Here is a 21,743-nt window from a genome sequence, read left to right as displayed (position 1 = left end):
TCCGTCACTCGACCGTGAGGTGCACCGCCTCGGCGTACGGCCGCCTGCCCTCGCCGCCGGACGGGTCGGTCTCGGCGACGCGCAGCACGTAGGGCCCCGGAGGCGCGTCGACCTCGAAGGAGTACGGCGAGGGCACGCAGCACTCCTCGGCGGTGGTGAAGCCCTCCTCGACCACCTCGCCGCTGTCGAGCAGCTGCCAGGTGACCGTGCCCTCGAAGGCGGCCGCCCGCCCGGCGACGGTGAAGGGGGAGTCGACGAGCTCGCCCGCGCCGACGCTCTCGATGGTCACCGGCGCGAGCACGTCGAGGCTGGCCGAGGGCGTCACCGTGTCGTCCAGCGGGGAGGACTGCGTGCCGCCGAAGCCGATCTCGACGGCGAGGTGCTCGTCGCCGAGGGCGCTGGCGACGGTCCAGGCGAGCGCCTGGTAGAGCAGCGGCGGCACCTCGGCGGGCGGGCTCTCGGGGCCGCCGAGCCCGATGGTCACCAGGTCGCCCTCGACCGCGAGGTCGAGGTCCGTCTCGGGGGCGTCGGGCCAGGCCCGCTGGTCGCCGCCTCGTGGGGTGCCGTGCAGCGTCGCCACGAGCGCGGAGCGCAGGTTGCTGCTGAGGGCCGGCACGGTGCGCCGGTCGGGGACGAGGCGCGGGCCGTCGAGGGTCTGGGTGACAGCGTAGGCGACCACGGCGACGGTGCTGGGCTCGCCCGTCAGCGTCGGGTCGGTGCCGGGTCCACCGGTGCGACCGGCCACCCACGCCGTGCCCGCGAGGGCCAGCACGGTGGCCATCGCCGCCGCCAGGGTGAGGGGGAGCCAGTGGGCACGGGAGTGCTGGCGCTCGAGCCCGCGCAGGTCGGCCGGTCCGTGCGACGGCTCGACGTCGGCGACGGCGTGGTGGAGCCAGCCGCGGACCTGGGTCTCGCCGGTGTCGTCGGTCTGCGTGCTCATCGGGTCTCCTGCGGCTGCTCGGGCCTGGCTCCAGCGTAGGACGGCCGGTCGTCGGGTGGGCCTGTGTCGGGGCCCGGCCCGGTCTCGGTGAGGGGCGCCAGGCGCTGCCGGAGGGCAGCGGCTCCGCGCGAGGCGTGCGACTTCACCGCGCCCTGGCTGATCCCGAGGGTCGCGGCGATCTCGCGCTCCGAGAGGTCGAGGTAGTAGCGCAGCGCCACGACCTCCCGCTGCCGCCGCGGGAGCGCGGCCACCGCGTCAAGAACGGCGCGGCGGCGTACGCCGTCGAGCACCGCGGCGTCGGCGCCGGGCGCGTGCCCCGCCGTCTGCGTGGGGTCGGTGGCCCGGCCGCGGTGGCGCAGCGCGACGACCCGGCGCCGCTGCGCCGAGCGGGCGCCGTTGACCACGCTGCGCCGCAGGTACGCCGCCACGTCGTCGACGCCGGTGAGCAGGTCGGGCCGGTGGTGCACGGTCACGAAGACGTCCTGCACCACGTCCTCGCCCTGGGCGGCGTCGCCGAGGAGCAGCGTGGCGAGGCGGAGCAGCCGCCGGTAGTGGGCGGCGTACAGCTCCTCCAGCAGGCCGGGAGTGGCCCCGCCGGGCTGGTCGGGCCGGTCGGCGTCGCGGCCGGTGTCCATGGACCTCACGCTAGTAGGACGCACGTCCCCCTCCGCCGGTTTACACGCACGCCCCCGCCGAGAGGTCACTCCCTGACCGCCGAGAGGTCACTCCCTGACCGCCGAGAGGTCACTCCCTGACGTGGGGAGGTGCGAGGGTGGCCCCATGAGCACCGATGCCGACTGCCCCTTCTGCAAGATCGTGGCGGGGGAGATCCCCGCCGACGTGGTGCACCGCACCGGGTCCACCGTGGCCTTCCGCGACCTCAACGCCCAAGCGCCCACCCACGTGCTGGTGGTCCCGACCTCCCACCACGAGAACGCCGCGGCGCTGGCGCAGGCGGAGCCCGGCGTGGTCGCCGAGCTCGTCGACACCGCCCACGAGGTGGCCGTGGCCGAGGGCCTGGAGGGCTACCGGATGGTCTTCAACACCGGGGCCGCCGCCGGGCAGAGCGTCTTCCACGTGCACCTGCACGTGCTCGGAGGTCGCGAGCTCGCGTGGCCCCCCGGCTGAGTCCGCGGGGAAGCAACTCGGGTGACCGGGCGTTGAGGCTCGCGTAGGCTTGACCAGTCCCGATCCCTCCCGGAAGGCGCGCTCCGTAGGCCCCATGACCGACTCCACCGACACCACCCCTCAGCCCGTCACGCAGCACACGGTGACGATCCCGCAGAGCATCAACCCGGTGTCGCTGCTCGGACCCGCCGACGAGCACCTGCGCCGCATGGAGCAGGCCTTCTCCGCCGACGTCCACGTGCGCGGCAACCAGGTGACGCTCTCCGGCGAGCAGGCCGACGTCGCGCTCGCCGAGCGCGCCCTCGACGAGCTGGTCACCATCATCCGCACCGGCCAGGGCCTCACGCCCGAGACGGTCGAGCGCGTGATCACCATGCTGCAGACCGAGACCGTCGAGCGCCCCGCCGACGTGCTCTCCCTCAACATCCTCTCCAACCGCGGCCGCACGATCCGGCCCAAGACGCTGAACCAGAAGCGCTACGTCGACGCGATCGACAAGCACACCATCGTCTTCGGCATCGGCCCCGCCGGCACGGGCAAGACCTACCTGGCGATGGCCAAGGCGGTGCAGGCGCTGCAGGCCAAGAAGGTCAACCGGATCATCCTGTCGCGGCCCGCCGTCGAGGCGGGGGAGAAGCTCGGCTTCCTGCCCGGCACTCTCAGCGAGAAGATCGACCCCTACCTGCGGCCGTTGTACGACGCCCTGCACGACATGGTCGACCCCGAGTCGATCCCCAAGCTGCTCGCCGCCGGCACCATCGAGGTCGCCCCGCTGGCCTACCTGCGCGGCCGCTCGCTCAACGACTCCTTCATCGTGCTCGACGAGGCGCAGAACACCACGCCCGAGCAGATGAAGATGTTCCTGACCCGGCTCGGCTTCGGCTCGCGCATCGTGGTCACCGGCGACGTGACGCAGGTCGACCTGCCGAGCGGGCAGAAGTCCGGGCTGCGTGTGGTCGAGGACATCCTCGACGACGTCGAGGACATCTCCTTCAACCGGCTCACGGCCAGCGACGTGGTGCGGCACCGGCTCGTCGGCCAGATCGTGGCGGCGTACGACGCCCACGACGCGCGGCAGCCGCAGCAGCGGCCCCGTCACGGGTCCGGGCAGGGCCGCCCGTGAGCGTGGAGGTCCTCAACGAGAGCGACCAGCAGCTCGACGAGGCCCGGCTGCAGCGACTGTCGCGCTTCGTGATGGAGCAGCTGCGGGTGCACCCCCAGGCCGAGCTGTGCGTCACCGCGGTCGACGAGCCGACGATCGCCGAGCTCAACGCGCGCTGGATGGGCAAGGAGGGGCCGACCGACGTGCTCTCCTTCCCGATGGACGAGCTGCGTCCCGGGTTGGTCACCGCCGAGCCCGAAGAGGGCGTCCTCGGCGACCTCGTCCTCTGCCCGGCGGTCGCGGCCCGCCAGGCGGCCGAGGCCGGCCACAGCGCCCGCGACGAGGTCGAGCTGCTCACGGTGCACGGCATGCTCCACCTGCTCGGCTACGACCACGGGGAGCCGGAGGAGCACCGCGAGATGTTCGCGCTGCAGGCCCGGCTGCTCGAGCAGTGGTTCGCCGCCGACCCCGACCGTCCCGCCGGCACTCCGCTGCCCGTCCCCACCGTCGGCGAGGGCTGAGGTGGACGAGCTCGCCGCCGAGGACCGCAAGCTGCTGACGCTGGCGCGGGCCACCCGCGCACGCACCGGGGCCCGGGAGGGCGCCGCCGTGCGCGACCTCGACGGACGCACGTACGCCGCCGCGACGGTCGACCTGCCCTCGCTGCAGGTCTCCGCGGTCGGGGCCGTCGTCGCCATGGCCGTCGCCAGCGCCGCCCAGGGCCTCGAGGCCGCCGTCGTGCTCGGTGACGCCGCGGAGGCCGCCGAGACGGACCTCGCGGTGCTGCGCGACGTCGCCGGCAGCGGCGTCCCCGTCCTCCTCGCCGACGCCCGCGGCACCGTGACGGGATCGACGACGACCTGAAACCCCCGTGACACCGGAATGTCTGTGGTGTGTCCTAGGTTGAGGCTGGCAGAAGGTAGTTGCCTGAAGTCATCCAACGTCCAGGGGAGTGGAGCAGCGTGAGCGTGCCGTTCGTCGGACTCCTCGGCCGCGACGAGGCGTCCGTCCCGACCGGGTGGGCCGCCCACGAGGCGGCGGTCGACCGGCTGCGCGCGTCGTACGCCGCGATCCCGCCGGGCGAGCCGGTGCGGCTGGCCAAGCGCACCTCCAACCTCTTCCGCCCCCGCTCGGCCGTGACGGCGCCGGGCCTCGACGTCTCCGGGCTCGGCGGCGTGGTCGCGGTCGACCCCGTCGCCCGCACCGCCGACGTGCAGGGCATGTGCACCTACGAGGACCTCGTCGACGCCACGCTGCCGTACGGCCTGGTGCCGCTGGTGGTGCCGCAGCTGCGCACCATCACCCTCGGGGGCGCGGTGACCGGGCTCGGGATCGAGTCCACCTCCTTCCGCAGCGGGCTGCCTCACGAGTCGGTGCTCGAGCTCGACGTGCTCACCGGCTCCGGCGAGGTCGTCACGGCCACGCCCGACAACGAGCACGCCGACCTCTTCCGCACCTTCCCCAACTCCTACGGCTCGCTGGGCTACGCCACCCGGCTCCGCATCGAGCTCGAGCCGGTCGCCCCCCGCGTGCGGCTGCGGCACGTGCCCTTCGGCGACACCGACGCCCTGCAGGGCGCGATCACCGAGATCACCCGGAGCGGCACGTGGGAGGGGGAGCGGGTCGACGGCCTCGACGGCGTCTCCTTCGAGCCGGGGCGCCACGTGCTGACCCTGGCCACCTACACCGACGAGCCCGGGCCGACCAGCGACTACGCCGGGCAGCAGGTCTTCTGGCGCTCGGTGGAGGAGCTCGACACCGACCTGCTCACCGCTTACGACTACCTCTGGCGCTGGGACACCGACTGGTTCTGGTGCTCGCGGGCCTTCGGCGCCCAGCACCCCGTCGTACGCCGCGTGTGGCCGCGCCGGCTGCGGCGCTCCGACACCTACCACCGGCTGGTCGGGCTCGACCAGCGGCTGCAGCTGATGCACCGCCTCGACGCGCGCGCCGGCCGCCCCCGGCGCGAGCGCGTGGTGCAGGACGTCGAGGTCCCGGTCGAGCGGCTGGGGGAGTTCCTCGACTGGTTCGACGCCGAGGTCGGCATGCGCCCGGTGTGGCTGTGCCCGCTGCGGCTGCGCGCCCCCGGGGCGGAGGGCGAGCACCCGTGGCCGACCTACCCCCTGACGGCGGGGCGCACCTACGTCAACGTCGGCTTCTGGGGCGCCGTCCCGGTGGGCCCCGACGCCGACGACGGCCCCCTCAACCGCGCCATCGAGGCGCGGGTGGCCGAGCTCGACGGCCACAAGTCCCTCTACTCCGAGGCGTTCTACGACCGCGAGACCTTCGACCGGCTCTACGCCGGCGACCACCTCGCCGCGGTCAAGCAGCGCTACGACCCCTACGACCGGCTGACCAGCCTCTACGACAAGGTGGTGCGACGACGATGACCCAGCTGGAATCCCGCGCGACCGGCGCCGCTGCGCGGCGCCTGACGGTGGCGCAGATGTTCGAGACGCTCCTGGCCCGACCGGTGCCGATCCGCTTCACGGCGTACGACGGCAGCAGCTACGGCCCGCCCGACGCGCGCATCGGCCTCGACCTGAAGAACGAGCGCGGCCTCGCCTACCTGGTCACCGCGCCCGGCGACCTCGGCCTGGCGCGCGCCTACGTCGCGGGTGACCTCGACATCCACGGCATCCACCCCGGCAACCCCTACGACGGCATGGTGCTGCTGCTCCGGGCGATGCGCTTCCGGCGCCCCAGCGGCAGCGAGGCGGTGGCGCTGATGCGCTCCATCGGCCTCTCCCAGCTGGTGCCCCCGCCGCCGCCCCCGCAGGAGCACCTGCCGCGCTGGCGCCGGGTGGTCGAGGGCCTGCGGCACAGCCCCGGCCGCGACGGGGCGGTGATCAGCCACCACTACGACGTCTCCAACCGCTTCTACGAGATGGTCCTCGGGCCGTCGATGACCTACACCTGCGCGCTCTACGAGCACGACGACGTCACCCTGGAGGAGGCGCAGCGGGCGAAGTACGACCTGGTCGCGCGCAAGCTCGCGCTCCGGTCGGGTCAGCGGCTGCTCGACGTCGGGTGCGGCTGGGGCGGCATGGTCCGCCACGCCGCCCGCGAGTACGGCGTCCGCGCGCTGGGTGTGACGCTCTCCCGCGAGCAGGCCGAGTGGGCGCAGGCCCGGATCCGCGAGGAGGGCCTCGAGCACCTCGCGGAGGTGCGGCACCTCGACTACCGGCAGGTGCCCGAGACCGCCTTCGACGCCGTCAGCTCCATCGGCCTGACCGAGCACATCGGCGTGGCCAACTACCCGGCGTACTTCGGCCTGCTGCGCGACAAGCTCCGCCCCGGTGGCCGGCTGCTCAATCACTCCATCACCCGGCCCACCAACCGACCGCAGCAGACCGGCGCCTTCATCGACCGCTACGTCTTCCCCGACGGTGAGCTCACCGGCTCGGGCCGCATCATCACCGAGGCCCAGGACGCCGGTCTCGAGGTGCAGCACGAGGAGAACCTCCGGGTGCACTACGCCCGCACCCTGGCGGGCTGGAGCGCCAACCTCGAGGCCCACTGGGACGAGTGCGTCGCCGAGGTCGGTGAGGGCACCGCCCGCGTCTGGGGCCTCTACATGGCCGGCTCCCGGATGGGCTTCGAGCGCAACGAGATCCAGCTCCACCAGGTCCTCGCCACCCGCACCGACGACGACGGCACCAGCCACTTCCCCCTCCGCCCCGACTGGTAGCCCACGACCACCTCACCGGGTCTCGAGACAGGCGCTGCGCGCCTTCCTCGACCACCCGGGCCGACCCTCGGGTGGTCGAGGAGGTTGCGCAGCAACCGTCTCGAGACCCCGTAGGCCGCGCACTCACCGGTCCTGTCGGTCGAGCTTGTCGAGACCCCGTACGCCGCGCAGCTCACCGGGTCTCGAGACAGGCGCTGCGCGCCTTCCTCGACCACCCGGGGGCGCGTCGGTCGAGCTTGTCGAGACCCCGTACGCCGCGCAGCTCACCGGGTCTCGAGACAGGCGCAGCGCGCCTTCCTCGACCACCCGGGGCTCGTCGGTCGAGCTGGTCGAGACCCCGTACGCCGCGCAGCTCACCGGGTCTCGAGACAGGCGCTGCGCGCCTTCCTCGACCACCCGGGGGCTCTGCGCGCCTTCCTCGACCACCCGGGAGCTTCAGAAGCCGAGCTTGCGGAGCTGGCGGGGGTCGCGCTGCCAGTCCTTGGCGACCTTGACGTGCAGGTCGAGGTAGACGGGGACGCCGAGGAGGGCGGAGATGTTCTGGCGGGCGGTGCTGCCGACGTCCTTGAGGCGAGAGCCGCGGTGGCCGATCACGATGCCCTTCTGCGAGGAGCGCTCGACGTAGACGAAGGCGTGGATGTCGAGCAGCGGCTTGTCCTCGGGTCGCCCCTCGCGCAGGCCCATCTCCTCGACGACGACGGCGATGGAGTGGGGGAGCTCGTCGCTCACGCCCTCCAGCGCGGCCTCGCGCACCAGCTCGGCGACGATCTGCTCCTCGGGGGCGTCGGTCACCTGGCCGTCGGGGTAGAGCGGCGGTCCCTCGGGCAGATAGCCGACGAGGAGGTCGGCCAGCAGGTCGACCTGGTGGCCCGACTGCGCGGAGACCGGCACGATCTCGGCCCAGTCGGTGCCGGTCTCACGACCGAGGGCGTCGATGGCGAGCAGGTGCTCGCCCAGCCGCTCGCCGCTGACGAGGTCGGTCTTGGTGGCGACGGCGATCTTGGTCGTGCGCCGGGCCTTGGCCAGCTCGGTGACCAGGAAGCGGTCTCCGGGCCCCGGCTTCTGGTCGGCGGGGAAGCAGACGGCCACGACGTCGACCTCCGCCCAGGTCGAGGTGACCAGGTCGTTGAGCCGCTCGCCGAGCAGCGTGCGCGGACGGTGCAGCCCCGGGGTGTCGACGAGCACGAGCTGGGCGTCGGGGCGGTGCAGCACGCCGCGCACCACGGTGCGGGTGGTCTGGGGCCGCGAGGAGGTGATCGCGACCTTGGTGCCGACCAGCGCGTTGGTCAGCGTCGACTTGCCGGCGTTGGGCCGGCCCACGAAGCACGCGAAGCCCGAGCGGAATCCCTGCTCAGCCATGACGGTCTCCCTCGCGGGCCGCGTCGTACGCCGCCCAGATCTGCTCCTCGGAGTGTCCCAGGGCCCTGCCGCGAGCGTAGATCGGCCCGGGGTCGACCTGGCGGGTCTGTCGCCCTCGGCTGCCGCTCCAGTAGCCCATCACCTCGTGGTGGCGGGTGTCCCAGCCGAGGTCGCGCCGGCAGTGGCGGCGGATGTCGCGCATCTGGGCGGACTCGCCGGCCATCCAGAAGTACCCGGGCCCCTCCGGCCAGTCGAGTCCGGCCACGACCTCGGCGAGACGGCTCTCGCCCGGCTCGGCGTGGTGCCACGTGGTGGCCTCGGGCAGGTAGCCGCCGAGCGGGGCGTCGGCGCTCTCCGCGTGCACGACGAGGGGCAGCGTCTCCTGCTCGGCGATCCGGGCCATGGCGGGCAGGGCGGTCAGGTCGCCCGCGAGCACCACCCAGCCGGCGTCCGCGGGCGGTGCGTAGGAGCCCTTGGGGACGCCGAGGCCGACCTCGTCGCCCACGCAGTCGGTCTGCGCCCAGGCGGTGACCAGGCCGACGTCGTGCACCACGACGTCGAGGAGCAGGCGGCGGTCGACCAGGGAGCGCACGGTGTAGTAGCGGGTCTGGAACTGCCCGGGCACGGTCAGGGCGAGCCACTCGTCGGGCACCCCCGTGGAGACCAGCGAGCCGTCGGTCTCCAGCTCGAGGCGGAGCAGGTGCTCGCTGAGCCGCTCCACGCCCTGCACCACGGCGCGGTGCGGGGTGCGAGAGCTCATGGCGGGCAGGCTACCGAGCCGCTCGGGGCGTGGGCGCAGCCCGGTAGCGTCCGGGTCGTGCGCGCACCGGTCTGGGAGGAGCTCTACGGCGACCACGACCGTGCGCGGTGGGTCACCGAGCCGGCCAAGCGCGTCACCGCGCCGGAGCGCACCGCCTTCGAGCGCGACCGGGCGCGGGTGCTGCACGCCGCGTCGTTGCGTCGCCTGGCGGCCAAGACCCAGGTGCTCGGCCCCGGCACCGACGACTTCGCCCGCAACCGGCTCACCCACAGCCTGGAGGTCGCGCAGGTGGCGCGCGACCTGGCGCACCCCCTGGGCTGCCACCCCGACCTGGCCGAGACCGCGGCCCTCGCCCACGACATGGGCCACCCGCCCTTCGGGCACAGCGGCGAGGCGGTACTCGACGACCTCGGTCGCGCGTGCGGCGGCTTCGAGGGCAACGCCCAGACCCTGCGGCTGCTCACGCGGCTGGAGGCCAAGACCGTCGACGCCGAGGGCTCCTCCGTCGGCCTCAACCTGACGCGGGCCACGCTCGACGCCTGCACCAAGTACCCCTGGCGCCGCGGGCAGGGGCCGCGTCCCGGGCCGAAGTTCGGCGTCTACGACGACGACCTCCCGGTCTTCGCGTGGCTGCGCGACGGCGTTGACGGCAGCCGGCGGTCGGTCGAGGCGCAGGTGATGGACGCCGCAGACGACATCGCCTACTCGGTGCACGACCTGGAGGACGCCGTGGTGGGCGGCCGGGTCGACCTGGGCCGGATGCAGGTGCCGGGGGAGCGGGCGCGGGTGTGGGAGACGGTGCGCGACTGGTACCTCCCCGAGGTCGACGACGCTCGGCTCGACGCGGCCTGGCGACGGCTCCACGACGTCGCGGCGTGGCCGGAGGCGCCGTACGACGGCAGCCGGCGGGGCCTGGGGCGGCTGAAGAACCTCACCAGCGACCTGATCGGCGTCTTCTGCGGCGAGGTGCACCGCGCCACCGTCGAGCGTCACGGCGAGCGGCCGCTGGTGCGCCACGAGGCCTCGCTCGTGGTGCCCGACGAGACGCTCGCGGCCATCGCGGTGCTCAAGGGGATCGCGGCGTACTACGTGATGCGCTCCGACGACCGTCTCGGGCTGATGGCCGACCAGCGGGTGCTGCTGACCGAGCTGGTCGCGGCGCTGCGAGCCGCCGGCCGGACCGCGTTGGAGCCGGCCTTCGCCGACGACCACGAGCGGGCCGCCGACGACGCCGGCCGGCTGCGCGTCGTGCTCGACCAGGTGGCGAGCCTGACCGACGCCTCGGCCGTGGGCTGGCACCGAAGGTGGGTGCTCGACGCCTGACCGGCAGGATGGGCCCATGGCTGATCGCGACGACGACCGACTCGTGTGGGTGCCCTTCGACCCGGCCGACCTCGGCGAGGTGCCCGACGGCCTGCGGGTGGAGCAGGTCGACCTGCAGGGCGAGGACGTGCCCGACGACGTCGACCAGGTGCGCTTCCTGGTCATGGACTACCGCTTCGGCGGCCGGGAGCGCCACCTCTTCGACCGGATGACCCGGCTCGAGGTGATCCAGACCCAGACGGCCGGCGTGGAGCACGTGAGCGCTGCCGTGCCCGAGGGCGTCACGCTGTGCAACGGCCGCGGCATCCACGACACCTCGACCGCGGAGCTCGCGCTGACGCTGACCCTGGCGAGCCTGCGCGGCATCCCCGACTACGTGCGCGCCCAGGACCGGGCCGAGTGGGCCTTCGACCACCGGGCCTCGCTGGCCGACAAGCGGGTGCTGATCGTGGGCTACGGCCAGATCGGCGAGGCGATCGAGCGTCGGGTGCTGCCCTTCGAGGCGACGGTCACCCGGGTGGCCCGCAGCGCCCGCGACGGCGTGCACGCCATCGACGAGCTGCCGGGGCTGCTGCCGGACGCCGACGTGGTGGTCCTCATCGTGCCCGGCACGCAGCAGACCACGGGACTCTTCGACGCCGAGATGCTGGCGCGCATGAAGGACGGCGCCCTGCTCGTCAACGTCTCCCGCGGCCCCGTGGTCGACACCGACGCGCTGCTCACCGAGCTGCGCAGCGGCCGGCTCCGCGCGGCGCTCGACGTGGTCGACCCCGAGCCGCTTCCGGCCGACCACCCGCTGTGGGAGGCCCCGGGCCTGCTGGTCTCGCCCCACGTGGGTGGCGCCAGCGACGCGATGAAGCCGCGCGCGATGCGGCTGGTGCGCGAGCAGCTCGAGCGGTACGCCGCGGGCGAGCAGCTCGCCAACGTCATGACGGGCGACTACTGAGCGCCCGCCCCGACCTCAGGGCAGCGTGCCCTGAGGGCCGGTGTCGTCGGTCAGCTTGAGCCGGTCGGGGTTGAGCTCGCCGTCGGCGTCGGCCTCGCTCTTGGCACCGCTGCCGCCCGACACCTTGTCCTTGGCGGCGGTGGCGGCCGCTCCCGCGGTGTCGCTGACCTTGTCGCGCACGGCCTCGGCGACGGGCGTCGCGCGGTCCTTGACGACGTCGGCGGCCTGGTGGGCCTTCTCCTGCACGCGGGGGTCGTTCTTGACCTTCTCGTAGGTCGACCGGAGCTGCTCGTAGCGCTCGCGGCCGGCCCGGCTGCCCAGCACGTAGCCGGCGCCGAAGGCGGTCAGGGTGATCAGCTTGCTCATGGGTTCTCCTTCTCCTGCTCCTGCCGCGTGGCGGCGGAGCGACGGATGCGTCGTCCCAGTGCGACGTCCTTGTCGCGCTGGGTTCGTGCCTTCTTGATCTGCGTGGTGTCGCGGGCGGGCAGCTGCAGCTGCTGCTCGGCGGCGATGCCGGCCTGCAGCTGCCGACCCCGCTCGAGCTCGGAGTCGAGCTCGGCGCCGAAGAGCAGCGCCAGGTTGGTGATCCAGACGAAGAGCAGGGCGATCGGCACCGCCGCCAACGAGCCGTAGGTGGCGTTGTAGTTGGAGAAGTTGGCCACGTAGAAGGCGAAGAGGACCGAGGCGAGGATCCAGACCCCGATGGCCACCGCAGCGCCCACCGAGATCCAACGGAACTTCGGCTGCTCGATGTTGGGGGTGACGTAGTAGAGCAGCCCCACCAGCCCGATGACGATGGCGAGCAGCAGCGGCCACTTCGCGATCGCGAAGACGGTGACGGCGGTGTCGCCGATGCCCAGGACCGAGCCGATCGAGCTGAGCAGCGGCCCGGAGACGATGAGCAGCAGCACCGCGGCGGCCACGAGGACCACGCCGACCAGCGTCAGGCCGAGCATCACAGGACGGAGCTTCCAGACCGGTCGCCCCTCCTCGATCTCGTAGATGTCGTTCATCGCGCGCCCGAAGGCACCGACGTAGCCCGAGGCCGACCACAGGGCGGTCGCGAGACCGAGCGCGAGGCCCAGGCCGGCGGCGTCGGAGGTGGCGATCTGCTCCAGGACCGGCACGATCGGCTCGATCACGGCGTCGGAGACGAGCGGCCTGAGGACGTCGAGGACCGTCTGGATGGCACGGTTCGGGTCGGCCACCAGGCCGAGCACGGAGATCAGCGCGACCAGGGCCGGGAAGACCGCCAGCACGGAGTAGTAGGTGAGCGCCGCAGCCTTGTCGGTGCACTGGTCGCGGTTGAACTCGTGCAGGGTCTTGACCGCGACGTACTTCCAGGACCGTGCGTCGAGGTCCTGGGGGGAGTCGGGCTTGCCCTGCGCCTCGGGGTCGGGGCGCGCGGAGTCCTCGGCGTCGTCGCGGCTGTCGGTGCGCTCGCCGGCCTTGGCGTCGCTCACCGCCGGCGCCACCACACGAGCACCACGAGCGCCACCACGACGCCGGCGGCGGCACCGAGCACCTCGGGCCGGGGCGTGCCGTCGTCGGTGGTGGCGCGGTCCTTGAGCTCCTGCGCCTTCGCGGTGGCACGGCTCTTGACGTCGAGACGCTCGGTGAGCTGGTCGACGGTGGCCGCGAGGGCCTCGCGCTGCCGCTCGATGTCGGCCTGGATCTCCTGCGGGGTCTGACTCATCAGCGCGATCCCTTCACGGTGGCGATGTCCTGCTTGACGCCCTCCTGGGCGCGCTCGGGCTTCAACGGCGTGCCCTTGTCTACCTGTCCCTTGCCGGTCACCGCCAGCACGCCGGCGACGGCGAGGAGGACGAGGCCCACGATCAGGGCGGCCAGCCAGGCATCGACGACCAGTGCCAGGGCGAGGATCGCGGTGGCGACCAGGGCGCCGACGCCGTAGAGCGCGACGACGCCGGCGGCACCGAACATGCCGATGCCCGTGCCGACGCGCTTGCCCTTCTGGGCGAGCTCGGCCTGGGCGAGCCGCAGCTCGGAGCGGATCAGGTCGGGCACCTGCTGGGTCAGGTCGTTGACCAGGGCGCCGAGGGTGGGGTCGGTCTGCGTGCTGGGGACGGCGGACGTCCGGGGAGCAGGATCACTCATGACCCCCCTGTTGCCCGATTCAGCTGCCGCAAACGTGACGTCGTCGCGGGTGGGCGCGGGGTCGGCGGGGGAGTCGGCGTCGGGGCCGGGCCGTAGACTCCGGGCCGTGGCAGGCCGGATCCGGGAGGACGACATCGCGGAGGTCCGCGAGCGAGCCCGGATCGACGACGTCGTGTCGTCCTACCTCACGCTGCGCAACGCCGGGGGAGGCTCGCAGAAGGGCCTGTGCCCCTTCCACGACGAGAAGACGCCGTCGTTCCAGGTGACCCCGAGCCGGGGGCTCTACTTCTGCTTCGGGTGCCAGGCCGGCGGCGACGTCATCAAGTTCGTCATGGAGATGGACGGCCTCGGCTTCACCGAGACCGTCGAGCGGCTCGCCGACAGGTTCGGCGTGCAGCTGCGCTACGAGGAGGGCGACGGCCCGCGTCCCTCCGGGGGAGGGTCGCAGCGGCCGCGCCTGGTCGCCGCCCACCGCGACGCCGAGACCTACTACCGCGAGCTGCTGGGCACCCCGGCGGCGCTGCAGGCACGCACCTTCCTCGACCAGCGCGGCTTCGACCAGGACGCCGCCGAGCGCTTCGGCGTGGGCTTCTCCCCGCGCGGCGGCGAGGACCTCTACCGCCACCTGCGCGGGCGCGGCTACACCGACACCGAGCTGGTCTCCTCCGGTCTCGTCGGGCAGGGCAGGGGTCACTACGACCGCTTCCGGGGGCGGCTGATGTGGCCGATCCGCGACAGCAGCGGCGACACCATCGGCTTCGGGGCCCGGCGCATCTTCGACGACGACCGCATCGAGGCCAAGTACCTCAACACCCCCGAGAGCCCGATCTACAAGAAGAGCCAGGTGCTCTACGGCATCGACCTCGCGCGACGCGAGATCGCCCGGGCCAGCCAGGCCGTCATTGTCGAGGGCTACACCGACGTCATGGCCTGCCACCTCGCCGGCGTGCCCACGGCGGTCGCCACCTGCGGCACCGCCTTCGGCGACGACCACGCCCGGGTCGTGCGCCGCCTCCTGCACGACCACGACGACTTCCGCGGCGAGGTGATCTTCACCTTCGACGGCGACGCGGCGGGGCAGAAGGCCGCGCTGCGGGCCTTCGAGGGCGACCAGGTCTTCGCGGGCCAGACCTACGTCGCGGTCGAGCCGAGCGGCCTCGACCCGTGCGACCTGCGCCTGCAGCAGGGCGACGCGTCGGTGCGCGAGCTCGTGGCGCGCCGTACGCCGCTCTACCGCTTCGTGCTGGCCAACGTCGTGCAGCGCCACGACCTCGACCGCGCCGACGGGCGGGTCGACGCGATGCGCGAGGCGGCCAAGCTGGTCACAGCGATCCGCGACCGCTCCAAGGTCGACGCCTTCTCGCGCGAGCTGGCGGGGATGATCGGCATCGAGCCCGCCGACGTGCAGCGGGCGGTGCGACAGGCCGCCGCCCGGGCGAGCGGCCCGGCGACGCAGCCCGCCACGCAGCCCGCCACGGCCGGGCGACCCACGCGGCCCGACCCGGCCACCGAGCTGCCCGACCCGCGTGACCCCCGGCTGGCGCTCGAGCGGGCCACGCTCAAGCTGGCGGTGCAGCACCCCGGCGCCGTGGGCCGCATCGCCGACCCGCTCGGTCCCGACGACTTCACCCACGGCGCCTACCGGGCGGTGTGGGAGGCGGTCGCCGCCGCGGGCGGGGTGCGCGCCGCCGACGCCGGGTGGGCCACGCGCCTGCGCGACCAGGTCGACGACGAGCGGCTGAAGTCGCTGGTCGCCCAGCTGGCCGTGGAGCCGCTGCGCCTCACCGGCGACCCGGGGGCGGCGTACGTCGGCCAGCACGTCCACCGGCTGCGCGAGCTCACCGCGCTGCGTCGCATCGACGACCTCAAGAGCAAGCTGCAGCGCACCAACCCCGTCGAGCACGCCGCCGACTACAACCGCATGTTCGGCGAGCTGATCGCGCTGGAGCAGCACCGGCGCGAGCTGCGCGAGAAGGCGCTGGCGAGCCCGTGAGGTCGCGACGTCGTACGCCGCCCGCAGCCGTGCTGCAGGCGGCGGCGCTGCCGCGCGGCGAGCGGGTGCTCGCCTCGGCCGCCGGCTCCGACGGCAGCTGGCTGCTCGGCACCCGGTCGCGGCTGGTGCTGCTCGATGCGGCCGGCGAGGTGGTCCGGCTGCCGTGGGAGCAGGTCGAGGACGCCGGCTGGGACCAGGAGACCTCGCGGCTCCAGGTGCGCGAGGCGGGGGAGTTCGGCGCCCCGCGGCGCGAGTGGACGCCCACGGTCACCGAGCAGGAGCCACGGGCCTTCCTCGAGCTGCTGCGCGAGCGCGTCACCGCCAGCATCGTGGTGCAGCGCCAGGTGGCCGTGCGCGGCAAGCGCGGCGTGGTGGTGGCGTGCCGCCGCAACCCGACCGGTGGCCCGCTGCACTGGACCGCCACCTTCGAGCCCGGCGTGGAGCCCGACGACCCCGAGGTCCGGGCCGCCGCCGAGGCCCTGCTCGCGCGGGTCCGGGCCGAGCTGGGCGAGCTGGCCGACACGCCGGCCGACGACCTGCCGTCGATTTCGTGACCCCGTCCGGGCGTTGCTAGAGTCTGCGGGCGCGATCCCCTGTAGCTCAACTGGCAGAGCATTCGGCTGTTAACCGGAGGGTTGTTGGTTCGAGTCCAACCGGGGGAGCCACCGCGAAGGGTCCGACCGTCGAGGTCGGGCCCTTCGGCGTCTTGGGGGCCCTGTGTGGGGCTACTCGCCCCAGCCCATGGGGAAGACCTCGAAGGGGGCGGCGAGGCCGGTGCCGAGGCGCTGCCCGGTCTGGCGGGCCATGCCCTCGAGGAACTCGCGGGCGTCCCAGTCCTGCCAGCCCAGGCCGTCGATGTACGCCGCGTGCGCCTCGAGCGAGGCCACCCCGGCGTCGAAGCTGTCGGTGGTGTCGACGGCGTGGGTCGACGCGGGGGAGCCGAAGGCCCAGACCTCGCGGACGCCGCCCCAGGGCTCCAGGTCGCCGCCGCCCTCGGTCAGCTGCTCGGTGAAGACCCAGCGGTTGCCCGCGTCGCGGACGGCGTCGACGACCGCGCGCCCGACCGCGATGTGGTCGGCCTGGTTGAGGTTGCGCCCGCCCCAGGTCTCGCGGAAGTTGCCGGTCACGACGACGTCGGGCCGGTGACGACGCACCTGCTCGGCGAGCAGCCGGCGCAGCGGCACGCCGTACTCCAGGACGCCGTCGGGCTGGCGCAGGAAGTCGACGTCGGTGACCCCCACCAGGCGGCACGACTCGACCTGCTCGGCCTCGCGCACCTCGCGGCAGGCGTCGGGGTGCATCGCGTCGATGCCGGCCTCGCCGCTGGTGACCAGGGTGTAGCCCACCCACTTGCCCTGGCCGGTCCAGCGGGCGACCGCCGCGGCCGCGCCGAACTCCATGTCGTCGGGGTGGGCGACGACGCAGAGCGCGCGCTCCCAGTCCTCGCGCAGCGGCTCCAGCGGCTCGGGACGGTCCATGCAGCCGAAACTAGCCCGCTCAGCGGCGCAGCGTGAAGCGGAAGCGGTTGCCCTCGCCCGTCGGGTTGTCCTCGATCCAGATGCGTCCGCCGTGGCGCTGCACGATGCGGCGGCAGGCCGCGAGCCCGATGCCGTGACCGCCCTCGGCTCCGGCCTCGGCCCCGCCGACGCTGAGGCGCTCGAAGAGCCCGAAGACCTGCTCGCGTCGCTCCGGGGGGATCGTCACGGCGTTGTCGTCGACCGTCACCAGCCAGCCGCGCTCGTCGACGCCGTCGACCTCGACCGTGATGGAGACGACCGGGGGGCGGTGCGCCTGGCGGTACTTCAAGGCGTTCTGCACCAGGTTCTGCACCACCTGGCGCAGGCGCTCCGGGTCGGCCCAGACCACGAGCGCGCCCTCCTCGACCTCGACCATGGCGCTGTGCTGCTGGATGAGCGGGTCGAGGTCGGCGCACACGTCGACGACGAGCTCGGAGAGCGACAGGGGCACCCGCTGCATCGCCCGGTCGGAGCGCGACATGGTCAGCAGCGACTCGACGAGCTGCGACATCCGTCCCGCGGCCGAGGTCGCCCGCTCGATCCAGTCGTTGCCCTGCCGGCCGAGCACCTCGGCGTACTCGCTCTCGAGCAGCTGCAGGTAGCCCAGCACGGTCGACAGGGGTGCCTGCAGGTCGTGGCTCACCAGCATCGCGAACGCCTCGAGGTCGGCGTTGGACTGCTCGAGCCGCGCCGTCTTCTCGGAGAGCTCGGCATTCATCTGCTCGATCCGCGTCGCCGCGGTCATCTCCTCGGTCAGGTCGGCCACGTGCGAGACCAGGTGCATCGGCTCGCCGTGGGCGTTGCGCACGAGGGCCACGGAGAGGTCGGCCCACACCTCGTGGCCGTCGGCGTGCAGGTAGCGCTTGCGCAGCCGGTAGCTCGGGATCTCGCCGCGGACGAGCTGGTCGAGGTGCTTGAGGTCGGTGTCGAGGTCGTCGGGGTGGGTGATGTCCTGGAAGGTCAGCCGGATCAGCTGCTCGGGGCGGTAGCCGAGGATCGCGCACAGCGCGTCGTTGACGCGGTTGAAGCCGCCGTCGAGCGCCACCAGGGCGATCCCCACGGGGGCGTTGTCGATGGTCAGCCGCCAGCGCTCCTCGGCGGCCTCCAGGCTGGGCACGTCGAACAGCGTAAGAGGTCGTGGAGCCGCTGTCGCCTGCTTGTGGCCAACTACCGGTGCGCGGGCCGAGGACCGTCACGGCCCTCCCTAGACTGTCCGAGCCGTCCAGGTCGTGCTCGTCGCGACCCCGCTCCACGAGAGGTGCCTGCGTGTCCGTCCGCCCGATCCGGCTCTTCGGCGACCCGGTGCTGCGCACCGCGGCCACCCCGGTCGTCGACTTCGACAAGGAGCTGCGCACGCTGGTCGGCGACCTGACCGACACCATGCTGGAGGCCCCCGGCTCGGGCCTGGCCGCGCCGCAGATCGGGGTGGGACTGCGCGTCTTCACCTGGCACGTCGAGGGCGAGCTCGGGCACCTGGTCAACCCGACCCTCACGCTGGGCGAGGAGACGCAGGACGGCAGCGAGGGCTGCCTGTCGATCCCGGGCTTCAGCATCGACTGCGTGCGGGCGCAGTCGGTCGTGGCCCACGGCTTCGACATGCACGGCGAGCCGCTGCTGGTCGAGGGCACCGACTTCCTGGCGCGGGCGATCCAGCACGAGACCGACCACCTCGACGGCATCCTCTTCGTCGACCGTCTCGACAAGGAGCGCCGCCGCGAGGCGATGCGCCACATCCGCGAGGCCGACTGGTTCGGTCCCGACACCCAGGTGAAGGTCTCGCCCCACGCGACCGGGGGCCTGGGCTTCTGATGCGCCTCGTCTTCGCGGGGACGCCGGACGTCGCGCTGCCCTCCCTCGAGGCGGTCGCCTCAAGCCGGCACGAGCTGGTCGGGGTGGTGACCCGGCCCGACGCGCCGGTCGGTCGTGGTCGCCGGCTGACGCCCTCCCCGGTGGCCGTGCGGGCCGAGGAGCTCGGCGTGCCGGTGCTCAAGCCGGTGAGCGCCCGCGACCCCGGGCTGCTCGAGGAGCTGACGGCCCTGGCGCCCGACTGCTGCCCCGTCGTGGCGTACGGCGCGCTGCTCCCCGCCACGCTCCTCGCGGTGCCCCCGCACGGCTGGGTCAACCTGCACTTCTCGCTGCTGCCGGCCTGGCGCGGCGCCGCCCCGGTGCAGCACGCGCTGTGGGCGGGCGACGAGGTCACCGGCGCCACCACCTTCCGGATCGTCGAGGAGCTCGACGCCGGGCCGACCTACGGCGTGATGACCCAGCAGGTCGCGCCCGACGAGACCGCCGGCCGGCTGCTGGAGCGACTGGCCGTGGGCGGCGCGGAGCTGCTCGTGCGCACGCTCGACGGCATCGACGACGGCTCGCTGGAGGCGCGCGAGCAGCCCTCCGAGGGCGTCACCCTGGCCCCCAAGATCACGGTGGCCGACGCCGAGGTCGACTGGCGTCAGCCGGCGGTCGCCGTCGATCGGCGGATCCGCGCGTGCACCCCCGCCCCCGGCGCCTGGACCACGCTGGGCGGGGAGCGGCTCAAGCTCGGCCCGGTGCGGCCCGTGGGGCGGGCGCGACTGGAGCCGGGGGAGCTGGAGGTCGCGAAGAGCGCGGTCTACGTCGGCACCGGCACGGGTCCCGTGCAGCTCGGCCTGGTGCGCCCGCACGGCCGCAAGGAGATGGACGCCGCCTCGTGGGCGCGCGGGGCCCGGCTGCCCGACGACGTCAGGCTGGGCCGCTGAAGCGGGTCGACGCGCCGCGACTCGTGGCCTACGACGTGCTCGTCGCGGTGCGCGAGGAGGACGCCTACGCCAACCTGCTGCTGCCCCGGCTGCTCCGCGAGCACGGGCTGGGGGGCCGCGACGCGGCCTTCGCCACCGAGCTGGTCGGCGGCACGCTGCGCGGGCTGGCGGCGTACGACGCCGTGCTCGACCACCTTGCCTCGCGGCCACCCGACCCCGCGGTGCGCGACGCGCTGCGCCTCGGCTGCCACCAGCTGCTCGCCACCCGGGTGCCGTCGCACGCCGCGGTCAGCGCGACCGTCGAGCTGGTGCGCACGCGGATCGGTCACCGCCCGGCGGGCTTCGTCAACGCGCTGCTGCGCCATGTCGGCGAGCGCACCCTTGACGAGTGGATGGACGTCGTCGGGGCCTCCCCGGCGGTGCGCAGCTCGCACCCGCAGTGGGTCGTCGACGAGCTCGCCACCGCACTCGACCGCCCCGAGGAGCTCGAGGCCCTGCTGGCCGCCGACAACCAGCGCCCGCTCGTGACGCTGGTGGCCCGACCCGGTCTCAGCGAGGTCGGCGAGCTGCCGGGCGAGCCGACGGTCTCGCCCCTGGGCCGGGCGCTGGCCGGCGGCGACCCTGCCGACGTCCCGGCCGTGCGCGAGGGTCGCGCCGGGGTGCAGGACGCCGGCTCGCAGCTGGTGGCCCTCGCGCTGGCCCGCGCCGCGGTGGAGGGCAGCGACGTCCGCTGGCTCGACGTCTGCGCCGGCCCCGGCGGCAAGGCGGCGCTGCTGGCCGCGCTGGCGGGGGAGCGCGGTGCCGCGCTGCTCGCGCACGAGCGCCAGCACCACCGCGCCGTGCTGGTGCGCCAGGCGCTGCGCACCGCGCGCCCCGGCTCGGTGATCGGGGTGGTCACCGGTGACGGCACGAGACCGGCGTGGCCGACCGGCGGTTTCGACCGGGCGCTGGTCGACGCGCCCTGCTCGGGCCTGGGCGCGCTCCGCCGCCGTCCGGAGAGCCGCTGGCGCCGCCGTCCGGAGGACCTCGACGCCCTCGTCCCGCTCCAGCGCGAGCTGCTCGCCGCCGCGCTGGACGCCGTCCGGCCCGGTGGTGTGGTGGCCTACGCCACCTGCTCGCCGGTCGTCGCCGAGACCGCCGACGTCGTCACGGCGCTGCTCGGCTCCCGCGACGACGTCGTGCTCCTCGACACCCCCACGCTGCTGCCCGAGGTCACCGACGCCTCCTCCGCCCACCTCCCGGGCGCCGTCCAGCTCTGGCCGCACCGTCACGGCACCGACGCGATGTTCGTCGCGGTGCTGCGGCGGCTGCCGGCGGCGGATTCACCGGCCGGCCGGTGAATCTGCCACTGGCGGGCCGAGACATCGTCGCTCCAGTGCCAGGATCGTCGCGCCGGTGACCGCTTCGTCCCCCCGCGGTACGACGGTGGGGGCGCCGTACGCTGGGCGCACCATGGGCATCCAGATCACGCCGAGCGTCCTCAACGCCGACCTGTCGCGGCTGGCCGACGAGGTGGCCCGCATCCCCAGCGCCGACTGGGTGCACGTCGACGTGATGGACGGGCACTTCGTGCCCAACCTGACCCTCGGGCTGCCCGTGGTCGAGGCGCTCGCCCGCCACAGCGAGCTGCCGCTCGACTGCCACCTGATGATCGAGGACCCCGACCGCTGGGCGCCGGCGTACGCCGAGGCCGGTGCCGGGTCGGTGACCTTCCACCTCGAGGCCGCCGCAGCGCCGGTCAAGCTGGCCCGCGACCTGCGGGCGCAGGGGGCCCGGGCGAGCATGGCGCTGCGGCCCGCCACACCGGTCGAGGCGGCGGCACACGTGCTCGGCGAGCTCGACATGCTGCTGGTGATGACGGTCGAGCCGGGCTTCGGGGGGCAGAAGTTCCTCGACCTGTGCCTGCCCAAGATCCGCCGCGCGCGCGAGCTGGTCTCGGCGCAGGGGCTCGAGCTGTGGCTCCAGGTCGACGGGGGGATCTCGGCCGAGACCGTGGAGCGCTGCGCGGAGGCCGGGGCCGACGTCTTCGTCGCGGGCTCGGCCGTCTACTCCGCCGACGACCCGGACGCGGTCGTCGGCGAGCTGCGCCGGCTGGCCGAGAAGTCGGCCTGAGACGCCTCACCAGACTCCA

24 protein-coding genes and 1 tRNA gene are annotated in these 21,743 nt (G+C 73.8%); 15 read left to right on the top strand and 10 right to left on the bottom strand.

The window, feature by feature from the left end; genetic code table 11:
* Positions 1–4: 4 nt before the first annotated feature.
* Together IG63_RS0112050 and IG63_RS0112045 are read right to left on the bottom strand one after the other, a co-directional pair.
* Complete coding sequence (locus IG63_RS0112050; RefSeq protein ID WP_030484616.1) at positions 5–940, bottom strand: Gmad2 immunoglobulin-like domain-containing protein; 936 nt, start codon at positions 938–940, stop codon at positions 5–7.
* The gene (locus tag IG63_RS0112045) at positions 937–1,575 is read right to left on the bottom strand and encodes an RNA polymerase sigma factor (RefSeq protein WP_084597042.1); all 639 of its coding nucleotides are present in this window, start codon (positions 1,573–1,575) and stop codon (positions 937–939) included. Before IG63_RS0112045 ends, IG63_RS0112050 begins: the two co-directional genes overlap by 4 nt.
* A 145-nt stretch (positions 1,576–1,720) precedes the next feature.
* Here IG63_RS0112045 and IG63_RS0112040 point away from each other — a divergent pair, with 145 nt between their 5' ends.
* From IG63_RS0112040 to IG63_RS0112015, 6 genes are all read left to right on the top strand, one after another.
* Positions 1,721–2,068 (top strand): HIT domain-containing protein, encoded by a 348-nt coding sequence (locus IG63_RS0112040; RefSeq protein ID WP_030484614.1) that lies wholly within the window; start codon positions 1,721–1,723, stop codon positions 2,066–2,068.
* 94 nt (positions 2,069–2,162) lie between these two features.
* The gene (locus tag IG63_RS0112035; RefSeq protein WP_030484613.1) at positions 2,163–3,191 is read left to right on the top strand and encodes a PhoH family protein; all 1,029 of its coding nucleotides are present in this window, start codon (positions 2,163–2,165) and stop codon (positions 3,189–3,191) included.
* Positions 3,188–3,691: an rRNA maturation RNase YbeY gene (ybeY, locus tag IG63_RS0112030; RefSeq protein WP_051706659.1), complete on the top strand. Its 504-nt coding sequence runs from the start codon at positions 3,188–3,190 to the stop codon at positions 3,689–3,691. The genes IG63_RS0112035 and ybeY overlap by 4 nt, the downstream gene beginning before the upstream one ends.
* 1 nt (position 3,692) lies before the next feature.
* Positions 3,693–4,034 (top strand): hypothetical protein, encoded by a 342-nt coding sequence (locus tag IG63_RS0112025; RefSeq protein WP_030484611.1) that lies wholly within the window; start codon positions 3,693–3,695, stop codon positions 4,032–4,034.
* A 98-nt stretch (positions 4,035–4,132) separates the two neighbouring features.
* Positions 4,133–5,560 (top strand): FAD-binding oxidoreductase, encoded by a 1,428-nt coding sequence (locus IG63_RS0112020; protein WP_342665957.1) that lies wholly within the window; start codon positions 4,133–4,135, stop codon positions 5,558–5,560.
* Positions 5,557–6,861, top strand: coding sequence for an SAM-dependent methyltransferase (locus tag IG63_RS0112015; RefSeq protein WP_030484609.1), 1,305 nt, complete (start codon positions 5,557–5,559; stop codon positions 6,859–6,861). Before IG63_RS0112020 ends, IG63_RS0112015 begins: the two co-directional genes overlap by 4 nt.
* A gap of 435 nt (positions 6,862–7,296) precedes the next feature.
* Here the strand turns inward: IG63_RS0112015 and era are convergent, their stop codons facing one another.
* Both era and IG63_RS22680 read right to left on the bottom strand, forming a co-directional pair.
* The gene (gene era, locus IG63_RS0112010) at positions 7,297–8,220 is read right to left on the bottom strand and encodes a GTPase Era (protein ID WP_030484608.1); all 924 of its coding nucleotides are present in this window, start codon (positions 8,218–8,220) and stop codon (positions 7,297–7,299) included.
* The gene (locus IG63_RS22680) at positions 8,213–8,980 is read right to left on the bottom strand and encodes a siderophore-interacting protein (RefSeq protein WP_030484607.1); all 768 of its coding nucleotides are present in this window, start codon (positions 8,978–8,980) and stop codon (positions 8,213–8,215) included. Before IG63_RS22680 ends, era begins: the two co-directional genes overlap by 8 nt.
* Positions 8,981–9,037: 57 nt before the next feature.
* On the opposite strand from IG63_RS22680, the gene IG63_RS22675 reads away from it, so the two are divergent.
* Both IG63_RS22675 and IG63_RS0111995 read left to right on the top strand, forming a co-directional pair.
* The gene (locus tag IG63_RS22675) at positions 9,038–10,303 is read left to right on the top strand and encodes a deoxyguanosinetriphosphate triphosphohydrolase (protein ID WP_030484606.1); all 1,266 of its coding nucleotides are present in this window, start codon (positions 9,038–9,040) and stop codon (positions 10,301–10,303) included.
* 16 nt (positions 10,304–10,319) lie between these two features.
* Positions 10,320–11,249 (top strand): 2-hydroxyacid dehydrogenase, encoded by a 930-nt coding sequence (locus tag IG63_RS0111995; protein WP_030484605.1) that lies wholly within the window; start codon positions 10,320–10,322, stop codon positions 11,247–11,249.
* A 15-nt stretch (positions 11,250–11,264) separates the two neighbouring features.
* On the opposite strand, the gene IG63_RS21545 is transcribed toward IG63_RS0111995, so the two are convergent.
* Genes IG63_RS21545 through IG63_RS0111975 form a run of 4 tightly spaced genes read right to left on the bottom strand, consistent with a single transcriptional unit; the run spans position 11,265 to position 13,367 of the window.
* Positions 11,265–11,615: a hypothetical protein gene (locus IG63_RS21545; RefSeq protein WP_051706658.1), complete on the bottom strand. Its 351-nt coding sequence runs from the start codon at positions 11,613–11,615 to the stop codon at positions 11,265–11,267.
* On the bottom strand, positions 11,612–12,712 hold the full coding sequence (locus IG63_RS0111985; protein ID WP_030484603.1) for a YihY/virulence factor BrkB family protein: 1,101 nt from the start codon (positions 12,710–12,712) through the stop codon (positions 11,612–11,614). The genes IG63_RS21545 and IG63_RS0111985 overlap by 4 nt, the downstream gene beginning before the upstream one ends.
* Entirely contained in the window at positions 12,709–12,945 is a 237-nt protein-coding gene (locus tag IG63_RS0111980; protein WP_030484602.1) for a DUF3618 domain-containing protein, read from the bottom strand. The genes IG63_RS0111985 and IG63_RS0111980 overlap by 4 nt, the downstream gene beginning before the upstream one ends.
* A complete protein-coding gene (locus IG63_RS0111975) occupies positions 12,945–13,367 on the bottom strand; it encodes a phage holin family protein (protein WP_030484601.1) in 423 nt (140 codons plus the stop codon). Before IG63_RS0111975 ends, IG63_RS0111980 begins: the two co-directional genes overlap by 1 nt.
* 106 nt (positions 13,368–13,473) lie before the next feature.
* Here IG63_RS0111975 and dnaG point away from each other — a divergent pair, with 106 nt between their 5' ends.
* The 3 genes from dnaG to IG63_RS0111960 all read left to right on the top strand — a co-directional run bounded on the left by dnaG (position 13,474) and on the right by IG63_RS0111960 (position 16,025).
* Positions 13,474–15,360, top strand: coding sequence for a DNA primase (gene dnaG, locus IG63_RS0111970; protein ID WP_030484600.1), 1,887 nt, complete (start codon positions 13,474–13,476; stop codon positions 15,358–15,360).
* On the top strand, positions 15,357–15,914 hold the full coding sequence (locus tag IG63_RS0111965) for a hypothetical protein (protein ID WP_157210144.1): 558 nt from the start codon (positions 15,357–15,359) through the stop codon (positions 15,912–15,914). The genes dnaG and IG63_RS0111965 overlap by 4 nt, the downstream gene beginning before the upstream one ends.
* Positions 15,915–15,949: 35 nt before the next feature.
* Positions 15,950–16,025, top strand: a tRNA-Asn gene (locus IG63_RS0111960).
* A gap of 60 nt (positions 16,026–16,085) precedes the next feature.
* Here the strand turns inward: IG63_RS0111960 and IG63_RS0111955 are convergent.
* Together IG63_RS0111955 and IG63_RS0111950 are read right to left on the bottom strand one after the other, a co-directional pair.
* Entirely contained in the window at positions 16,086–16,838 is a 753-nt protein-coding gene (locus IG63_RS0111955) for a PIG-L deacetylase family protein (RefSeq protein ID WP_030484598.1), read from the bottom strand.
* A 19-nt stretch (positions 16,839–16,857) separates the two neighbouring features.
* Entirely contained in the window at positions 16,858–17,994 is a 1,137-nt protein-coding gene (locus tag IG63_RS0111950; RefSeq protein ID WP_030484597.1) for a sensor histidine kinase, read from the bottom strand.
* Positions 17,995–18,143: 149 nt separating this feature from the next.
* Between IG63_RS0111950 and def the strand changes: the two genes are divergently transcribed.
* From def to rpe, 4 genes are all read left to right on the top strand, one after another.
* Complete coding sequence (gene def / locus IG63_RS0111945) at positions 18,144–18,686, top strand: peptide deformylase (protein WP_030484596.1); 543 nt, start codon at positions 18,144–18,146, stop codon at positions 18,684–18,686.
* The gene (gene fmt, locus IG63_RS0111940; protein WP_030484595.1) at positions 18,686–19,612 is read left to right on the top strand and encodes a methionyl-tRNA formyltransferase; all 927 of its coding nucleotides are present in this window, start codon (positions 18,686–18,688) and stop codon (positions 19,610–19,612) included. The genes def and fmt overlap by 1 nt, the downstream gene beginning before the upstream one ends.
* Before the next feature lie 23 nt (positions 19,613–19,635).
* Positions 19,636–20,952: an RsmB/NOP family class I SAM-dependent RNA methyltransferase gene (locus tag IG63_RS0111935; protein ID WP_342665956.1), complete on the top strand. Its 1,317-nt coding sequence runs from the start codon at positions 19,636–19,638 to the stop codon at positions 20,950–20,952.
* Between the two features lie 112 nt (positions 20,953–21,064).
* Positions 21,065–21,724, top strand: coding sequence for a ribulose-phosphate 3-epimerase (rpe, locus tag IG63_RS0111930; RefSeq protein WP_030484593.1), 660 nt, complete (start codon positions 21,065–21,067; stop codon positions 21,722–21,724).
* Positions 21,725–21,743: the final 19 nt, after the last annotated feature.

It is taken from the genome of Nocardioides aequoreus (assembly GCF_000720335.1).
Taxonomy (GTDB): Bacteria; Actinomycetota; Actinomycetes; order Propionibacteriales; family Nocardioidaceae; genus Marmoricola; species Marmoricola aequoreus.
Note: the sequence above shows the minus strand (reverse complement) of the source record. Positions and strands in the feature narration are given on the sequence as shown.